At 41.9% G+C, this 17,185-nt stretch carries 16 protein-coding genes; 5 read left to right on the top strand and 11 right to left on the bottom strand.

The annotated features are described in order from the left end of the window. The first annotated feature begins 88 nt into the window (after nucleotides 1–88). Complete coding sequence (locus ACOZ9X_RS18270; RefSeq protein ID WP_423419436.1) at nucleotides 89–919, top strand: glycerophosphodiester phosphodiesterase; 831 nt, start codon at nucleotides 89–91, stop codon at nucleotides 917–919. 56 nt (nucleotides 920–975) lie between these two features. Here the strand turns inward: ACOZ9X_RS18270 and ACOZ9X_RS18275 are convergent, their stop codons facing one another. Beyond that, nucleotides 976–1,476, bottom strand: coding sequence for a hypothetical protein (locus tag ACOZ9X_RS18275; RefSeq protein ID WP_423419437.1), 501 nt, complete (start codon nucleotides 1,474–1,476; stop codon nucleotides 976–978). A 93-nt stretch (nucleotides 1,477–1,569) separates the two neighbouring features. Further along, nucleotides 1,570–2,064, bottom strand: a complete 495-nt coding sequence (locus ACOZ9X_RS18280) for a Crp/Fnr family transcriptional regulator (RefSeq protein WP_423419438.1) — start codon at nucleotides 2,062–2,064, stop codon at nucleotides 1,570–1,572. 87 nt (nucleotides 2,065–2,151) lie between these two features. Between ACOZ9X_RS18280 and ACOZ9X_RS18285 the strand changes: the two genes are divergently transcribed. Beyond that, nucleotides 2,152–3,093: an AEC family transporter gene (locus ACOZ9X_RS18285; protein ID WP_423419439.1), complete on the top strand. Its 942-nt coding sequence runs from the start codon at nucleotides 2,152–2,154 to the stop codon at nucleotides 3,091–3,093. Here the strand turns inward: ACOZ9X_RS18285 and ACOZ9X_RS18290 are convergent. Beyond that, entirely contained in the window at nucleotides 3,070–4,035 is a 966-nt protein-coding gene (locus ACOZ9X_RS18290; protein WP_423419440.1) for a YbgA family protein, read from the bottom strand. The genes ACOZ9X_RS18285 and ACOZ9X_RS18290 overlap by 24 nt on opposite strands. A gap of 96 nt (nucleotides 4,036–4,131) precedes the next feature. Between ACOZ9X_RS18290 and ACOZ9X_RS18295 the strand changes: the two genes are divergently transcribed. Continuing rightward, entirely contained in the window at nucleotides 4,132–4,599 is a 468-nt protein-coding gene (locus tag ACOZ9X_RS18295; protein WP_423419441.1) for an NUDIX hydrolase, read from the top strand. Here ACOZ9X_RS18295 and ACOZ9X_RS18300 read toward each other — a convergent pair whose 3' ends face one another. Further along, complete coding sequence (locus tag ACOZ9X_RS18300; RefSeq protein WP_423419442.1) at nucleotides 4,600–5,472, bottom strand: GNAT family N-acetyltransferase; 873 nt, start codon at nucleotides 5,470–5,472, stop codon at nucleotides 4,600–4,602. Nucleotides 5,473–6,282: 810 nt separating this feature from the next. Here ACOZ9X_RS18300 and trhA point away from each other — a divergent pair. After that, a complete protein-coding gene (gene trhA / locus ACOZ9X_RS18305; protein WP_423419443.1) occupies nucleotides 6,283–6,921 on the top strand; it encodes a PAQR family membrane homeostasis protein TrhA in 639 nt (212 codons plus the stop codon). Nucleotides 6,922–6,963: 42 nt separating this feature from the next. Here the strand turns inward: trhA and ACOZ9X_RS18310 are convergent, their stop codons facing one another. Together ACOZ9X_RS18310 and ACOZ9X_RS18315 are read right to left on the bottom strand one after the other, a co-directional pair. Then, nucleotides 6,964–8,226 (bottom strand): MFS transporter, encoded by a 1,263-nt coding sequence (locus ACOZ9X_RS18310; RefSeq protein WP_423419444.1) that lies wholly within the window; start codon nucleotides 8,224–8,226, stop codon nucleotides 6,964–6,966. A gap of 66 nt (nucleotides 8,227–8,292) precedes the next feature. Continuing rightward, nucleotides 8,293–8,895 carry a TetR/AcrR family transcriptional regulator gene (locus ACOZ9X_RS18315; RefSeq protein ID WP_423419445.1) on the bottom strand — a complete coding sequence of 201 codons (603 nt, stop codon included), beginning with the start codon at nucleotides 8,893–8,895 and terminating at the stop codon, nucleotides 8,293–8,295. A 73-nt stretch (nucleotides 8,896–8,968) separates the two neighbouring features. Here ACOZ9X_RS18315 and ACOZ9X_RS18320 point away from each other — a divergent pair, with 73 nt between their 5' ends. Further along, on the top strand, nucleotides 8,969–9,466 hold the full coding sequence (locus tag ACOZ9X_RS18320; protein ID WP_423419527.1) for an 8-oxo-dGTP diphosphatase: 498 nt from the start codon (nucleotides 8,969–8,971) through the stop codon (nucleotides 9,464–9,466). Nucleotides 9,467–9,710: 244 nt separating this feature from the next. Here ACOZ9X_RS18320 and ACOZ9X_RS18325 read toward each other — a convergent pair whose 3' ends face one another. The 5 genes from ACOZ9X_RS18325 to ACOZ9X_RS18345 form a co-directional block, all read right to left on the bottom strand. After that, entirely contained in the window at nucleotides 9,711–10,814 is a 1,104-nt protein-coding gene (locus tag ACOZ9X_RS18325) for a M24 family metallopeptidase (protein ID WP_423419446.1), read from the bottom strand. Between the two features lie 318 nt (nucleotides 10,815–11,132). Then, entirely contained in the window at nucleotides 11,133–12,515 is a 1,383-nt protein-coding gene (locus ACOZ9X_RS18330; RefSeq protein ID WP_423419447.1) for a glycine--tRNA ligase, read from the bottom strand. Between the two features lie 339 nt (nucleotides 12,516–12,854). After that, nucleotides 12,855–13,811 (bottom strand): aminoimidazole riboside kinase, encoded by a 957-nt coding sequence (locus ACOZ9X_RS18335; protein WP_423419448.1) that lies wholly within the window; start codon nucleotides 13,809–13,811, stop codon nucleotides 12,855–12,857. Between the two features lie 57 nt (nucleotides 13,812–13,868). Then, entirely contained in the window at nucleotides 13,869–14,366 is a 498-nt protein-coding gene (locus tag ACOZ9X_RS18340; protein ID WP_197132936.1) for a PTS sugar transporter subunit IIA, read from the bottom strand. 413 nt (nucleotides 14,367–14,779) lie between these two features. Then, nucleotides 14,780–17,152 (bottom strand): M14 family zinc carboxypeptidase, encoded by a 2,373-nt coding sequence (locus tag ACOZ9X_RS18345; RefSeq protein ID WP_423419449.1) that lies wholly within the window; start codon nucleotides 17,150–17,152, stop codon nucleotides 14,780–14,782. Between the last annotated feature and the right edge of the window lie 33 nt (nucleotides 17,153–17,185).

A 17,185-nucleotide genomic window follows, 5' to 3' on the forward strand; every position in this document is an offset into this window, starting at 1 on the left:
TTCCTTTGTTAGCATAATGAATGTGATCCTGCTTGTTGCATGAGGCGAGCAGGTTCACGGACCATACAATGATAAGGGGATGAATGACATGAGCATGAAGAAGAAAGCTGTTGCATCATTACTTTCAATGGGGATTATCGGTTCGATCTACAGTACTTCCACCCTCGCTTACGACCCGTCAGAACAAGTTCAAACTGTCGCACACCGCGGTGCTGCGGGCTATGCACCAGAGAACACGATGGCGGCGTTCCATAAAGGTGTAGATATGAAAGCTGATTATATTGAAATAGACGTGCAGGAAACAAAAGATGGTGAGCTCGTTGTTATTCATGACGTTACTTTAGACCGAACAACAAACGGAACGGGATATGTGAAAGATCATACGCTAGAGGAGATCCGTCAGCTTGATGCTGGAAGCTACTTTGGAGAGAAATTCATAGGAGAAAAAGTTCCTACTTTTGAAGAAGTTCTTGATGAGTTCCGTGGAAAAACGGGTATTCTGATCGAATTGAAAGCAACCTATTACTATCCTAACATTGAAGAAAAAGTTGCCGCAGCCATAAAGGAACGAAACATGCATCTACCTGCTCATGATAAGATCATCATTCAATCATTTGAGTCTGAATCCATGCAACAGATGGACAAGGTTTTGCCTCAAGTCCCAGTCGGGGTACTGACTTCTCGCTCTACAGATTTAAGTGAAGAAAAACTCGATGAATTCGCTACATATGCTGAATTTGTAAACCCTAGCAGAGCCCTAGTAAATTCTTCAATCGTTAATGAAGTACACGAGCGTCATATGGGTATTATGGCCTGGACGGTTCGAAATAAGCAAGAAGTACAACCATTATTAGATGCAGGTGTTGATGGCATCATTACCGATTACCCTGACTATACGCCTAAGCATAAATCAAAATAAAACATTATAAAAAGTGTTGAGGCAGCATGTTGCTTCAACACTTTTTGTTATAGCTTTTACTTATGCTTAGCCAAGACCTCATCCAGCTTCGCAGATTTTTCATTAAGCTTGTTATTGATTTTCTCATTAAGACTCAGCCACTGGTTCATTTTCTCTAATGCAAGCTTCTCGTTATTTGCTCGTAAAGCATCGTGCATCGCTTTTTTCGTTTCATGTGCTTGGCTTTGCAGAGTCCTTAACTCTTGATGAATCTGTTTCATCTCCTGCCAGCCGGCTTTATTCGAGCTTCGTTTTTCTTTTACTTTCTGCTCCCCAGCTTTTACGTGCAGATCGAAAAGCTGATCTTTCTTTTTAACGATCTCTTTTTGAATCTCTAATCGTTCGATCTTAAGAGCGTTTGCCTTATGCACCTGCTCCTGAAAATTTTTCATCTGCTTAAAGTGTTGACCTCTTTTATGAGACTCCACTTGGACCTTTACTTGATTTGCAGCCGATACCGTAATAGCACCACTTGTTAGTACGGAAAACGCCAGTGCAAGAGGAATAAACTTTTTCATCACTCAATCACTCCTTTACCTTTTATACAGGTATCATTTGTTAAAGAAGTGAAAATCTTACGTTCATATGTATGTAAATTCTTTGACATTTTATTAAATCTTCTTGAGTGCGCGGTTAACTGTTTCTCGTCTTAAGCCAACAAATTGCCCGATCTCTTCTTGAGTCAGCACTTTTTCAATCTGGATGTCAGGAAAATAATTTGCGAACCACTCTTGAAGTTTTTTTATTTTTCCTTCTGGCGTTAAGGTAGACATCTGATTGATGCGCTGCTGCATCATTCTTAATTTTGTTTCTAGCAATAACGCGACTTCTTTGTACTTGTATGGGTCCTCTTCAAGTGAACGATACCATTGTAGCGGTTCGATCCTTGTTATCTCACACGGTAACAGTGCTATCGCCGTACCGTTATACTCGTTTGGACTCGTTAATGAATGATGTGGAATCACTTCGCCTGGAATGATTAAATTCAACAAAACTTGGCTTCCATCTTCATGCACACGAACGATCTTTAATAAGCCGTTTTCTAACCGAAATAACGGACCTTCTTCTCCTTGCCTGAATAAAATATCGCCTTTTGCCATCAGCATGAATCTTCCTCCTGCGTACGTATATCGTATGTATCACCTATTCTACACATCCTCCATATGCTTGTAGGTAAGGAGGGTGAAGATGGAATGAAACTTGCACCATTTATGCAAGAATTAACTCTATTGTACAGCATTGCTCTAATCGGTTATATCCTTCGAAAGAAAGAGATCTTGCCACCTGGCAGTGAACGTACAATTTCAGCACTTTTATTGAATGTAACGTTACCTGCATTGATCATCTTCGGAATGGATGTTTCCTTTTCCATTGAAAATCTAAAACAGTTCGGCTGGCTGTCCGTAATGTCTATATTTGTATTACTGATTTCCTCAATCTTTTCTTGGTGGACCATTAAGAGATTGAAAATAATAGACACGCAGAAAAATGCCTTAGAAGGGATCATGATTTTTGGGAATCAAGGCTTTCTAGGCATCGCAGTCTGTTTTATATTATTCGGAAAGACAGGAGTGCTTTTTGCTACATTCTTTAACTTTGTTTATCTTTTGTGGATTTGGACATACGGCATCTATTTATTTGCTCGTCATTCCGAGACTCTGCCTTGGCGAAACGTCTTCTTAAATCCTGGTGTGATTTCCACACTCGTTGGCTTAATCCTCATGCTCCTGCCAGGTACCCTTCCTAGTGCTCTATCCAACACTTTAGAAATGCTAGGAAAACCTACTGTTCCACTTTCTATGTTATTGATTGGCGTTCTCTTAGGCGCTTTACCGTTGCAACATGTCATGAGCTTTCTAAAAAGTTCACACTTATGGCTAGCGAGTTTTTACAAGCTGCTGCTTTTTCCGTTTCTATTACTGCCCTTTGTTTTCTTTTCGTTGCCTCTTCCATTAATAGCAGTTGCCGTTCTAACCGCGGGGATGCCCTCCGCTCCAACCATCTCCATGTATGCAGAGCGTTATGGAGAGGATGCCTCTTTTGCGGCAGCGGGGGTTATGTTAAGTACGGTTCTTTCCTGTATAACCATCCCTCTGTTGTACGCGCTCGTTTTAATAATCTCGTCCCTTGCCTGAGTCTGAGATCTCAAGCAGAATTTCAGGATATGGTGCAAAGAATGTCTGACCAAGAATCTCACTGTCTTCAAAGCGTATAGCGTGCGACTTTAAAATCGTAGCCACACTCGAAAACGGTTCTTTTTTGTTCGCATACTTTTGAAGAAGCTCTTCGAAAAAGGCGATTTCTTTTGGAGATAGGTGCGGCTGAAACCGTTTGAAGATCTCGTACGCCACTTTCCTGTTAGAATCGCTTCTTGCCGTACGATTAAACAGCTTGTTCATGGCTTTAGCATACAGTTGTATCGTTCGTTCTTCCCCATTTTCCTGCTCTTTTTTCAAGATTCGATTCATCACTTTTAGCGTTGGATTGCTATAGGCCATAAACAGGAACTGATTTTTCTGATGAAAGCTTTTAATAGCTTTGAGCCCCTGTGGCAGGATGTTTCGAAAGGCAGCGAGCGTAAAAAGCTTCGTATAAAAACGGTCACGGATCGTAAAATTATTTAACCGTCCTTCTTCTTCAATGGCTAAATGTGAATAAAGCTCCGCGACCCTTCCACCAAACAACCCGCTCGAATGCCCGATTGCAGGACCCTTTTCAGTAGAAGCATACACCTTTACTTCTTTTAAACCACAAGAAGGAGAACGCGTTTTCAGAATAAATCCGTCTGTATCAATAATTCCAGCCAGATAACCATCTGAAAAAGTTCGCATCTCGTTCGTTATATCACGCTGCGTTGAGGGCTGAAGAAGAAAATGATCCTCACCCTTTTTCACGATGCGAATCGTTTCTCGCGGCGTACCAAGTCCGATCTCTACTTCTGGACATACAGGAACAAAATCCACATAGTCCATCAGTTTTTTGATCACATCATTATATATGACATCACCGTTATAGCGACATGCTTCAAATTCAAGACACTTACTTACTACCACACGGGGTCTAGCGAAGGCTTCCATTCCAAAACTCCCCTCGATCTTTTTATTCAGTGTTCCACTTTTAGATGAATTATTAACATATTTTCTGTAAAATGTTGGTTAGGAAGGAGCGATTTGATGGCTTACTATGAAGAACTTCGAAAATATGTAGGAACCGCACCACTCATCTTACCTGGCTCTGTTGTTATTATTGTTAACGAAAAGGATGAAATATTATTACAGCACCGAACCGATGGCGGATGGGGACTGCCCGGAGGCCTGATGGAGCTTGGTGAAAGTTTTGAAGAAACAGCGATTCGTGAAGTAAAAGAAGAAACAGGACTTGATGTTGAAGGCTTGACCCAGCTTCATGTCTATTCTGGCCAAGATCATTATATTAAAAATGCAAACGGTGACGAACTGTATGCTGTGACCGCTGTGTATACGGCTCATTCTGTCAGTGGAGAACTAACGATTGATCACAATGAATCACATGATTTTCAATATTTTAAACCTGATCAGCTTCCTAAAGAAACTTTAGGCGGTGCACGAAAATACATAACGAACTATATAGAGATGAAGAATCAGAACAAAGCTTACCGGTGATCAAGCCGGTCGCTCTGTTCTTTTTTCGTTAAATTTCAGTTCAATATAATCGCATACCGGCTCATAACCGATATTTTGATAGATTTTATTTGAAGTAGGATTTGAGAGATCCGTATAAAGGGTGCAGAACGAAAATCCTTCACTCAACAGATAATCGCTGAGTGCAGCAACACAAGCACTCGCATATCCTTTCCCTCTAAGATTCTTCGGTGTATAAACCAAGTTGATCGAAACACCTTTAATATTCGGTCTCGTCTTAGCGGCCATCGAAACCGGCTTGCCATCCTCTTCCCATATAAAAAGAAACTTGCTTGCTACGCGCATTTTCGCATATTCTTCAGCTTCCGCCATCGTCATAATCTGCTTCGTCTCTTCTGTCATCTCTACGATCCAGCGAGGCAAGAAAGCCAAGTCTGCTTTTGTGGCCAGTCTTAAACGGCCGGGCCGAGGGGCAGGCTGGATAACAGCAGGAAGCGTATAAAGACGCAGATCCATCAACAATTTTTCTTCTAGATGATGAGCTGTCGACCACTCTTGTGCAAACGCCTTTCCAACAGCTTTCGGCGACATGACTTTTTGTATATAATAATCTTCTTCAATCAAATAACGAACTAAAAATGGCACTGCCGCTACACCATCTGTTTCTTCTTTTTCTAAAAGTAATAGGGCGTAAGGCGGAATGAGCATGGCTGAGAGCATGATTCTCCCATTCTGTTTAACAGTAGCAAGAAAAGGCTGCTCGCCCTCCCATACTTTGTCTTGAAAACGCAAGCAGTTGCTAAGCATGATTCCTGCCCGATCTTCCTGACACAACAGGAATTCTTCTACTTCACTATAAAAAGCCGTTATAGACGAATAACGAGTTACCTCCATGATCGTGACCCTCTCTTTATCTATTAAGTCTGTAATCCTATCTATTTCCTCACTTTTGAGAAGGATTCCTTCTTTTTAGAGATTTTTGAATGAGTTGATTTCCGTTGCAGATGCTCGCTTTCCGCGGGGCAGGCGGTGAGCCACATTCGTACGTTTCACGTATAAGTGTCTCACTTGTCTAGTTGCAATGGCTAGCCCCTCGAGGTCAAAAGTTAAACGTTCAAGAAGGCAAATTGCGCCTTCATTGCTCATTCAACTTTTGCTGGTCGGGGCTGAACAAACCATTTCCACTCTTCCGACTGCCTACCTGTCCCGCAGGAGTCTCGCATCTTTCACTACAATCAATAGTCGAAGAAGGAAATAAGAAATACTCAATAGCAATAATCTTTTAAAAAAGCCTTCTTAAAAGAAATTGATGTCCATTTCCAGAGTACTTGCTTTCAGCCTAAACAACATTGGTGATCTTTCATTGTCTCATCCTATGCAAGTTGATTGGAGCGGAAGGTTGCCGACTCCTATAGGACGAGCGGTCAGGTGAGACCCTTAACGGCGCATAGCCTGCCAGCCACTCTGTGAATTCTTTTCGTAAGGCATGCGACGAGGAAGTTCGCTTCTATAGGATTTTCTTGTAGACGCAGGAGCACACATACTTCTTCGAACACCGTTCGCCCCATGGAAAGCGTGCAACCTGGAGCGGAAATCAACCACTTTCAAAGGCAACAAAGTATTTACAATTTTTAATGTTCTTTAATTGGTTAAAGGATGCCATTTTCTGATATACTGACCATAACGTAAAGGAAGGTGAACAAAATGAGTACACATGTATTTTCAAAACGCGAAGAGATAGCAAATGCCATCACACACGGACTCGGTGTCCTCCTCAGTGTAGCGGTAACTTCCATTCTGCTCGTGTTTGCCGTATGGAAAGGAACAGCGGTTCATATTGTTAGCTTCGCCGTATTCGGAGGAACGATGCTGACGCTTTATACAGCTTCAACCCTCGTGCACGCTTTTCCTAAAGGACGGGTTAAGGATTTATTTGAGATCATGGACCACGCGGCCATCTATCTCTTTATTGCAGGAACATACACCCCAATCGTACTGATCGTTGTAGGCGGAGGACTGGGGTGGACATTATTTGGAGTCGTTTGGGGACTTGCGATCTTTGGTGTCGTGTTTAAAGTCTTTTTCACAAAAAAGTTCGTTGTGTTATCAACATTAGGGTATGTAGCGATGGGATGGCTGATCACATTTGCCTTTCAAGATATTTCAGCAAACATGCCTCCAGCAGGCATTCAGCTACTCGTTGCAGGTGGAATCATCTACACGCTTGGCAGCATCTTTTATGTATGGCGCAGCTTTCCGTTCCACCACGCCGTCTGGCATTTGTTTGTTCTAGCCGGCAGTGTGATGCATTTTCTTATGATGTTTTATGTGTTGCCTAACTAAAAACATTCTTTGAAAGAGGCAGGAGTTTTTCTGCTTCTTTTTTTATGCTGTAGTTTTAACGACCTTGGCTTCTGCCGACTCTTCAGATTGAAATAAAAAGTGATAAATAGTTAAACTTGTAACACCCATCAAACTAAACAGCAAAGTGATTGTATGGGCTGAAAGAAATCCGCTCATCATGACGAATAGTGCGGCAATCATTCCAGACAGATGAAACGATAAGCCGTAGATCGCCATGTACGACCCACGTGCATTATCCGGTATGATTGATGCGACATAAGCTTGCTTTGCTGGAATATGAATCAGTTCACCAATAGACGCAATAAACATAGCAATGATTAAGACAATAGGTATCGTGCTATAGCTGATCACAACAAAACCTAAAGCGTATGCAAATCCTCCTCCGAGCATTAAGGAGCGGTCTTTGAAACGCTTAAACATAACGGCTATAACAAGACTTAATACGACGACTAAGATCGTGTTCTCGGCTTTTAGTAAGCCGATTAACTGAAAACCGTCTACTTCCAATAATGATGTGAAAGGCAGTAATTCAACCGGATCCTTCATATCGCTTACAAGTTTAATACCGATATACGTAGTCAGACTTTCTTCTAGTGAAATAAGAAATAACCCCGCTACCGTAAAGAGAATAAATTTTCGGTTCAAAAAAATCTCTCTATAGCTTCCCTGCAAGCTTTTTGTAACGTCAGTGTCCTGGTTCACAGCGCTCGGCAGCCGAACATCTTCAAGCCATAACCAAGTCACTACCCACGTAATAAAAGTAACCAATGCGATGCCTAAGAATAATTCATACGGATAGGTTTTAAAAAGAATAGCCCCTGTTACACCCCCTGCAGCTACTGCCAAATTCCCTAGCCAATAGGAAATCGTATAAATGGCTTTTCTGTTTTCCTTCGTACTTGAATCAATAATGATCGCTCCATACGCAGGTCCAGCCATACCTGTAAAAAAGAGAATAACGATGAACAACGCAAAGTTCACATATGGAGAAAGAGGAAAGAACAGATTGAGAGCTCCAGCAATAAAGTAACCAAGACCAATCATGCTCTCACTTAGTAGAATAATCCTCTTTCTTCCAAATTGATCGGAACGCCTCCCTCCGATCAGTGCACCCATTATGCCAGATAGAATAACTCCGATATACATCAAACCCGTTAAAAACGTCCCTACCTGGTTAGAAAAAAAGATAGCTAGGAACGGAATTACAGCTGAAGAAGCAAAAGTCGTAATAAATTGCAGCACTAACCTTAGCTGGATGTTGCGATGGAACGTAAAGAATTTCATATTTCCCTCTCCCTTTTACGATTGATTAATCAATCATTATTAATGTAAAAACAACCGAAACACCTTTTAGTGTTTCGGATATAACAGTTGCAGTGCTGGAATTTTAAACTTTTCTCTAACGCGAGATACGGCATAATCTGTAAACGTCAGTCGAATACCTAATAAAAAGCCAAGGTAAGCTGTCGCTGTTAAGTCTTCATCTGATTTTTCTAGAACTCCACTTTTTTGACCATTTCGTATGATCTCTTGAAGTTTTAAAATAAACTCAAGACTAAATTCGTCCAGAACTTTAAACGCCTCCGGAAATTTCGTATGCTGCCCGATCACTTGAACGACCAGCTGCAGATATGTACGCATCTCGATAAAAATAGCAATATGTTTGTCTATCATGCTCTTAATCTCTGTCAACGAATCTTCAGCATCTGGATTAAAATCTAACATCGCTTCTCTATATTGTTTTTCTAAAGGCTCTGTAACAGCATGATAAAAAAGCTGATCCTTATTTTCAAAGTACGTAAACACACTTCCAAAACTAACACCCGCAGCTTTCGCCACCTTTGCGATGGTCGTGCTCTCATACCCCTGCTCTGCAAACAACAAGATCGCCTGCTCTAAAATCTTTTCACGCTTCTGTTCCATTGCTTTCATTTGTTTATGTGATAAAGGCAATTGTGAAATCTCCTTTTTTATGGATGATTGGTTAATCAATCATTATTATAGAGTATATGTTAAAATAAGTAAAATGTTTTTTGGAGGATTGCTTGTGGCTGCTTATATTGAACACCGACTTTATACGATGTGCATGGTTCAAAACGGAGATCATGTTTTATTAATTAAGCGGCCAGACAGCCGTGGTTTCCCCGGTTTTTTAGCTCCTGGGGGCAAAGTAGATTTTCCTGAAAGCTTAGTAGACGGCGCTTGTCGTGAAGTTGAGGAAGAAACAGGATTACGTGTCTCGAATTTAGTGTTCAAAGGAATCGATGAATATGTAAATCCTCAAAAGAATGTGAGATATATGGTATTCAATTATTGGACAGATACTTTTGATGGTGAACTTTTGTTAGATCCACCAGAAGGCGAATTGGTTTGGGTCTCTATGAAAGAAGCATTAGATCTTCCCATGCAAGATTGGTTTAAAGAAAGGTTTCCATTATTCTTTGAGGAAGGTACTTTTGAGATTCAAAGAGTGTGGGATGCGAAAAAAGAGCAACAAGAAGTGGTGAAAATCAGGAGCACTTAAATAAACCCTGTATTTGTGGATGTCGTATTATGTCTTAATTTGTAGACTCGCTGATATATAGATCAAACTCGCCGTATTCTGCGAAAAACTCGCCGTATTATCTTAATTTCTCGCCGTATTATTGATAAAATTTCTAGGATTGTGATTGAGGAACTGCAATATCTACGGTCATAATGTATTAAATTAACCTAAAATAAACGAAAGGATGACCCTCAAACGAGTCATCCTTCCTCTTTACTTTCATTTACTTAATAATCTGCAGCTCTTTTGGATATTTCGTCAATGTTTCGTGACCATCTGCCGTTATATAGACATCATCTTCGATACGTACGCCACCGACATCATCAATATAGATGCCTGGTTCGATCGTATACGTCATTCCTTCACGAAGCACGCCATCGTTGTTGTCACTCATGGACGGGAATTCATGAACATCGATACCAAGGCCGTGTCCGATGCGATGCGGGAAGTTGTCGCCGTATCCTGCTTCCGTGATGTGGTTGCGCGCGATCACGTCAAGGTCACCGATACGCGTTCCTGGCTTAGAAGCTTCTAACGCCTTCATTTGTGCTTGTAGCACAGTATCGTAGATCACGCGACGCTTTTCATCTAGATCACCAAACGCTACAGTACGCGTAATGTCAGAACAATAACCGTCAAGGACAACTCCTAGATCAAACAATACAAAATCGCCGTGCTGAAGTTTTCTCAAGCCTGGCTTACCATGAGGCTGTCCAGCTTTTTCACCGAATAACACCATTGTAGAAAACGACATCGCGCTGATGCCTTTTTGCTTCAATTCGTATTCAATCTTCGCGAGGACTTCCATCTCTGTTACACCCTCACGAAGAGCTGCAACCCCTACTTCAACCCCATAGTCAGCAAGTCTAGCTGCTTCACGCAACGTCTTTAACTCGCTCTCTTCTTTTATGAGACGAAGCTCGTTCATCAACTCTTCAGCTCCGACCAAGCTCGCACCATCAAACATACCAAGTAGCTTTTCGCCACGCGCGTATGGAAGTGTTTCTTTTTCAACCGCAATCGATGACGCGGCAGTCACGCCACGGTTATCCAACGCTTCTTGTACCTTCGCCCAAGGATCTTCAGAATCGCTGTAACCAACAATCTCATACGTCCAGCCTGCGTCTTTAGCCTGTGAACGTTCCATGCCTGGACAGATCATGAACGGCTCTCCTTCTGCAAGTACAGCTACACCTAACACACGTTCATGCGGGTCAGAATATAATCCTGATAAATAGAACACGTTTGCTGTCGTGTGAATGAACGCGAAAGTATGCCCTTCTTGCTTTAGCCAGTTCTGTACCTTTTGAATACGTCCTTCGTTCATGTATATACCTCCAATAAAAGCCCGTAGGCTATAAATTAATCTCTCATATTCTATTGTAGAATAAACTCCCGTGAAAAAACAGAAGCACACATCGCAAGACGCAAATGTGTGCTTTTATTTAAGCTTTTTGATCTTTCAAGCTTCATCGAAAAGTTGATTGTAGTGGAAGGTGCGAGACTCCTGGGGAATCAGCGGGACAGGTGAGACTCCTAAGTGCGCAAAGCGCAGAGGAGGCTCACCGCACGCCCCCCGGAAAGCGATCACCTGTAACGGAAATCAACTACTCACAATAGCAACTGCGAATCACAAAGCTTTTAATTAAAACTGAACTTTTTCCTCAATAAAGCTCTTAAGATCTGCAATCTTCACACGCGTTTGTTCCATCGTGTCGCGGTCACGTACGGTTACCATGCCGTCTTCTTTAGAATCAAAATCATACGTGATACAGAAAGGTGTACCTACTTCATCTTGACGACGGTAACGTTTACCGATTGATCCTGTTTCGTCATAGTCCACATTGAAATCTTTTGCGAGTGAGCTGAACACTTCTGTTGCTTCTTCAGATAGCTTCTTAGATAGTGGCAGGATCGCTGCTTTATAAGGAGCTAATGCAGGGTGCAAGTGCATTACTGTTCTTGAAGTACCATCTTCCAGCTGCTCATCTTCATACGCATCAATAAGGAACGCCAACGTTACGCGGTCCGCACCTAGAGAAGGCTCGATGCAATACGGAACATAACGCTCGTTTGTTTCTTGATCGATATAGTTGAAGTCTTCACCTGAGAACTCCATGTGACGCTTCAAATCGAAGTCTGTACGTGATGCAACACCCCAAAGCTCACCCCAACCGAACGGGAACTTGTATTCAAAGTCAGTTGTAGCATTTGAGTAATGAGAAAGCTCATCTTCATTATGGTCGCGAAGACGAAGGTTTTCTGACGTCATACCCAATGATTTCAACCATTTTTCAGCTGTATCTTTCCAATAGTTGAACCACTCGATCTCGCTTCCTGGCTTACAGAAGAACTCAAGCTCCATCTGTTCAAACTCACGTGTACGGAACGTGAAGTTACCTGGCGTGATCTCGTTACGGAAACTCTTACCGATCTGTGCGATACCGAACGGCAATTTTTTACGCATCGTACGCTGAACATTTTTAAAGTTAACAAAGATCCCTTGCGCTGTTTCCGGACGCATGTAGATTTCGTTTGAACTTGATTCTGTTACACCTTGGTGTGTTTTGAACATTAAGTTGAACTGACGGATGCTTGTGAAGTCATGGCTTCCACACTCCGGACAAGCGATATTGTATTCTTTCACTAACTCTTCCATCTTTTCGAAAGGAAGTCCGTCTACGATAATTTCTTTTCCAGCTTGATCAGCCGCATCTTCGATCAATTTATCTGCACGGTGACGCGCTTTACAGTTCTTACAGTCCATCATCGGATCGTTGAAGTTGCCGATGTGACCAGATGCTTCCCACGTACGAGGGTTCATAAGAATCGCTGCATCAAGACCTACATTATAAGGTGATTCTTGAACGAATTTTTTCCACCATGCTTTTTTTACGTTGTTCTTCAGCTCAACACCAAGTGGACCATAATCCCACGTGTTCGCAAGACCTCCATAAATTTCAGATCCTGGAAATACAAAACCACGGTGTTTCGCATGATTTGTGATGGTTTCCATGTTTTTTGTCATTTTTATTCCTCCCATTTAGGTTTTGCCTTATGGGTCGGCCGTTTTTTTTAAAAATAAAAAACTCCCGTCCCAAGGCACTATGCCCAGGGACGAGAGTTGTATCTCCCGCGGTTCCACCCTAGTTGATCCGTATGTAAAAACGAATCCTCTTTTCAAAAAGCAACTCCGGATTGCCGTTTCACTAATGTCTCTTACCGGGCTCTCACCATCCCCAGCTCGCTAAAAAGAGTGTACATCTAGCTACTATTCATCCTTCACAGCTGCATATCATCTTTTATAATAAAATAATATTACCAAAAAACAAAAACATTAGTCAAAATATTTTCCTATTATATGCAGTTATTGTTTATTTTGTGCCAGTTCGTCCTCAATTTGCTCTAAAGTAGGGAGTGCGGTCATTGCTCCTTTAACAGAAACCGCAAGTGCTCCAGAAATGCTTCCGAACAGCGCCATGTCACTCGCTTCATCAAGGGTCAGGTCTTGGAGTGTACCATTGTATTCATTTAATTGATGAAGAACACCCGCAACATAAGCGTCTCCTGCTCCGGTTGTATCTACCGAAGATACGCGTTTTGCCGGAATGTACTCGCCGCCCTCTTTCGTCACCACATAGCTTCCGTCATCGCCTAGTGTGATGAAGAGTAAAGGAATATCATATTCTTGCAGCACTTTAATGCCTTCCTCTACCTTTTTTAAGCCTGTGATAAATTCAAGCTCTTCTTCTGAGATCTTGACGATGTCAGCGTGCTGCAGCATGGAGAGAATCGTCTCGCGGGCCTGTGCCGGTGTCTTCCAGAGCGACAACCGCAAGTTTGGATCGTACGAAACCCACATGCCGTTTTCTTTTGCGAGTCTTACCGCTTTTTCAGTAGCGCTCTTAGATGGCTGTCCGATCAGCGATATTGAACCAAAATGAAGAATTTTATGTTCTTTAAAGAGACTCGGTTGTACATCTTTTTCTTCTAAGAATCGGTCTGCGCTCGGATTAATGTAAAAGTCGAACGATCTTTCACCGTTTGGATCGAGCGTCACAAACACCGCGCCTGTTCTTACTTCTTCCGTCTTGTATACATGAAACGCGTTCACGCCATAGCTCTTTAATGTATCAATCATGAACGATCCTAGAACATCATCTCCCACTTTTCCTAAAAAAGTAGACGCTGACCCTAATCGCGCAACCCCAACTGCTACGTTGGCTGGTGCACCACCAGGACTTTTTTGGTACGTCGTGTTCGTTTCATCCGTTGGAATAAAATCAACAAGTGCTTCTCCTAAAGAAATTACGCCTTTTTTCATCGTAGCCTCCCCTTTTTATTGGAAAAAAATCAGGCATGGTTAGCCTGATTTCCCGATTTATTTCATTTTTACCTGCAATAATGAAGTTTCACCTTTTGTTGCTTCAGATGCTGCACGCTTGTCTAAAGATTCAACCGCATCACCATTTGTGATCACGATCGGAGTTACCGTGCTAGCCGCTTTTTCTTTAATCAAATCCAAATCAAAGCTTAAAAGCTTGTCTCCTGCTTTTACTTTATCTCCTACATTCACATGTCCCTCGAACCCTTCACCGTTCATGCTAACCGTTTCAAGACCAACGTGGATCAGAATCTCTGCACCAGCTTCTGATTGAATACCGATCGCATGCTTCGTGTGGAAGAACTGAACGATTTCTCCATCAACTGGAGAAACAACAACACCTTCTGTTGGTTCTATCGCAATCCCATCGCCCATCATCTTCTGAGCGAACGTCGGATCTGGTACTTCTTCAATGTTTACGATTTTTCCTGTTAATGGAGCGATTAGTGTTTCTTCTTTTTTAACTTCTTTTTTTCCAAATAGTTTATTGAACATAATTTTTTCACTCACCTTTCAGTTTGCTTTACTTTTATAATTTACACCTGTCTGAACGCTTTAAAACATTTCAGCTCTTAATCACAAACCCATGTTTGAAAATCATTGTAGCTCGTGGGATTGATTTCCGTTTCAGGTTGCTCGCTTTCCGGGGGGCGTGCGGTGAGCCTCCTCTGCGCTTTGCACACTTAGGAGTCTCACCTGTCCCGCTGATCCCCCAGGAGTCTCGCACCTTACACTCCAATCAAATTCGATGATGTAGAAAATCAAAAGATAAAAGCTGAATCTTTGATATAAATAAAGACCAAAGAGCAAGAAACAAGTTCAATGCTCTTCAGGTCCTATTAAACAGGGTAAACTTTCCCTATAAAAGTAATGCAGTGCTTAACTTGTTGTCAACGAGAAAGGCCCTATTACTGATATAGTGAGTTCGACAATAAACGGAACAGATAATCCGTATGATCACGGAATCCTGCTTCGAGTCCGATCAACGTAACGTCTTTTTGTGCTTCTTCTACAATAACGGCTTGACCAGCTGCTTGTTGGTTATTTTTCCAGTGCCCCGCAACAAAGAAGTCACCGTCTCCTAACGTTGCGATCGATTTTGAGTTTCCTAACTCTGTAAACCAGACTGGTCGATAAACAAATCCGAGATCTGCCTCTTTATAGCCAGCTGTCACTTCATCTTTTTCATAGTTTACATTGACAATTCCGTTGCTGTTGGAGCCGCCCGTATTTACCTTTATCGTTGTTAAGCCGAGCTGACTTGAAGCTTTCGCACCACCAGCGCCTACTGAAATATATTTTCCACCATTATTAATAAATGTTTGTACGTTGTTTTTAAAATTGTCATAAGCCTGCTTGCTGCCGATCACGAATGGCTTATTCGCTTCTCTCACATTCTCGTATTGCATCAATGCGTCCGTTCCGGCATATAGAAACGCATCGTATTGAGATAGACCCTTTTCTGCAACTTCTTTTGGTGTCACTTCTGTTACTGAGAAACCGAGTCGTTCTAATGCAAGCTTTGTACCCGCATGACTTTGTGCTTTATTCATGCCGCCATCTTTTAATACAGCTACTTTTAGTGTTGAAAGCTTTTCTTTTTGAGCTAGCAGTTTCGCTGAATGCAGCTTAATTCCTGACTCTTTCACGAGCTTCTTATTTCTTGAGGAGAGGTTTTCTATATAGAAATTTCCTGCGTCGTCTTTATATACACGCTCACCTTTTTTCATAAGATCGTTTACTAGCTTTACAGCTTGGACAGAGCTGTTGGAAATCACGTATGGCCCTTTCCCTTGTAAGGAACCTTCATATTCAGCTTCTTTCACAGGCTTTGTTTTCGCATTCACTTTTTCATCTACTTCGATTGCTTCAAAGCCCCATAATTCTGGAAGACTCCAAGCTGATATGTCATACATCGCTGGCGTATCGTTCGTGATATCCTCGCCATCCCACAGCATCGTGTTTGCGAGGCCGGCCTTTGCTTGGCTCATAGAAACGATGTATGTGCCAGCAGGGTAGGTTTGTCCTTTTACTGAAAAAGGCTTAACGGCTTTTTCTACAGAAATATCATTTTCAATAAGATGGTTCACTGCTTTTTCTGTAACCGTCGGATCTTTTTCATTTACAGGTAAAACATAGGCATTCGGGAAAAATCCTTCTTCATGGTAAGGGTGATCAAAATTAATGCCACGCTCAAAGATCTCAATTTGATCGGTAAGCATTCCTTGTTTGTTTTGCACAGCAAATTTCAAGGCTCCCATCACAGCATCGTTTGCCCATCTCACACCATCCCAATTGTTTGTCGGTGCTTCTAACGTATAGCCGTATGCCCCATGGTACATCGCATACATTGGTGTAAAGATCGGTGGATAATCATCCCAACCTGCGCTGTCATCACGCTGCGGAATATATGTACCCGTCATATTTTTATAGAGATCTGTTTCATAGTTTGCTTTATTTCCAACGATCTCTGCTTCCATCGCTTTTGCTTGATCTAACGCCCATTTAGAGAATAAATCATATTCATAGTTCGGGTTATGAGGCGGTGTACATGGCTCGATCAACCCAGGTTTTCCATCATCACTGTTCACATAGCCGTGAAGATCTAAGAAGACCATCGGGTTCCACTCTGTGATCAGATCAACAGTTTGTTTCGTTTCCTCTTGCGAAAGAGTGATGAAGTCACGGTTCAGATCGATTCCGTTCCCATTAAAACGAGTACCGTCAACACGACCATCAGGATTCGCCACTACATTAAAGATAAGTATATTGCTGTCTAGAATCTCTTTTGTTTCTTCGTCATTGTCATTAGCAAAACGTTCGATCAGCTGAAGAACAGCATCAGACCCTATGTATTCAGTTCCGTGGATGGATCCATTGATCATCACTGGTACTTTAAAATCAGGATTTTCGGCGATCCAGTCTTGGGCTCTTTGAGGATTTCTAAACATTTCTTTACGTAGTTTCTTATAATGTCCATACTTCCCCTTATCGCCTGAGTTAGAGATCGTGACCACATACATCGGATACCCTTTAGATGAAACGCCCGTTTGTTCGAGTGTTACGCGTGTACTTTCTCTATCAATCTTCTTTAAGACCGAACCAATCTTTGAATACTTCACAAAGTCATAATGCTCAGAGTTAAACGGACTCCCATCAGCCTCTTCAAAACTATTAACATATGTCCACTTTTTTTGAGGCGCTTCCGCTGTTACTGCAAATGGCATCGAAGTCAGCAAGCTCAAGCTCATAACACCCGCTACCCAATGTTTTTTAAACATGTTGTTTCTCCCCTTCCTAATTCCAAAAACAAA

Origin of the sequence: Fictibacillus nanhaiensis, from assembly GCF_049537595.1 — a bacterium.
In the GTDB taxonomy this organism is placed as follows: Bacteria; Bacillota; Bacilli; order Bacillales; family Fictibacillaceae; genus Fictibacillus; species Fictibacillus nanhaiensis_F.

Excerpts from the sequence above, each read along its gene's own strand:
- ACOZ9X_RS18300 (WP_423419442.1), bottom strand. The coding sequence starts at position 5,472 with ATGGAGGTAACTCGTTATTCGTCTATAACGGCTTTTTATAGTGAAGTA.
- ACOZ9X_RS18280 (WP_423419438.1), bottom strand. The coding sequence starts at position 2,064 with ATGCTGATGGCAAAAGGCGATATTTTATTCAGGCAAGGAGAAGAAGGT.
- ACOZ9X_RS18295 (WP_423419441.1), top strand. The coding sequence starts at position 4,132 with ATGGCTTACTATGAAGAACTTCGAAAATATGTAGGAACCGCACCACTC.
- ACOZ9X_RS18290 (WP_423419440.1), bottom strand. The coding sequence starts at position 4,035 with ATGGAAGCCTTCGCTAGACCCCGTGTGGTAGTAAGTAAGTGTCTTGAA.
- ACOZ9X_RS18340 (WP_197132936.1), bottom strand. The coding sequence starts at position 14,366 with ATGTTCAATAAACTATTTGGAAAAAAAGAAGTTAAAAAAGAAGAAACA.
- ACOZ9X_RS18330 (WP_423419447.1), bottom strand. The coding sequence starts at position 12,515 with ATGACAAAAAACATGGAAACCATCACAAATCATGCGAAACACCGTGGT.
- trhA (WP_423419443.1), top strand. The coding sequence starts at position 6,283 with ATGAGTACACATGTATTTTCAAAACGCGAAGAGATAGCAAATGCCATC.
- ACOZ9X_RS18270 (WP_423419436.1), top strand. The coding sequence starts at position 89 with ATGAGCATGAAGAAGAAAGCTGTTGCATCATTACTTTCAATGGGGATT.
- ACOZ9X_RS18335 (WP_423419448.1), bottom strand. The coding sequence starts at position 13,811 with ATGAAAAAAGGCGTAATTTCTTTAGGAGAAGCACTTGTTGATTTTATT.
- ACOZ9X_RS18310 (WP_423419444.1), bottom strand. The coding sequence starts at position 8,226 with ATGAAATTCTTTACGTTCCATCGCAACATCCAGCTAAGGTTAGTGCTG.
- ACOZ9X_RS18320 (WP_423419527.1), top strand. The coding sequence starts at position 8,969 with ATGTTTTTTGGAGGATTGCTTGTGGCTGCTTATATTGAACACCGACTT.
- ACOZ9X_RS18325 (WP_423419446.1), bottom strand. The coding sequence starts at position 10,814 with ATGAACGAAGGACGTATTCAAAAGGTACAGAACTGGCTAAAGCAAGAA.
- ACOZ9X_RS18285 (WP_423419439.1), top strand. The coding sequence starts at position 2,152 with ATGAAACTTGCACCATTTATGCAAGAATTAACTCTATTGTACAGCATT.
- ACOZ9X_RS18345 (WP_423419449.1), bottom strand. The coding sequence starts at position 17,152 with ATGTTTAAAAAACATTGGGTAGCGGGTGTTATGAGCTTGAGCTTGCTG.
- ACOZ9X_RS18275 (WP_423419437.1), bottom strand. The coding sequence starts at position 1,476 with ATGAAAAAGTTTATTCCTCTTGCACTGGCGTTTTCCGTACTAACAAGT.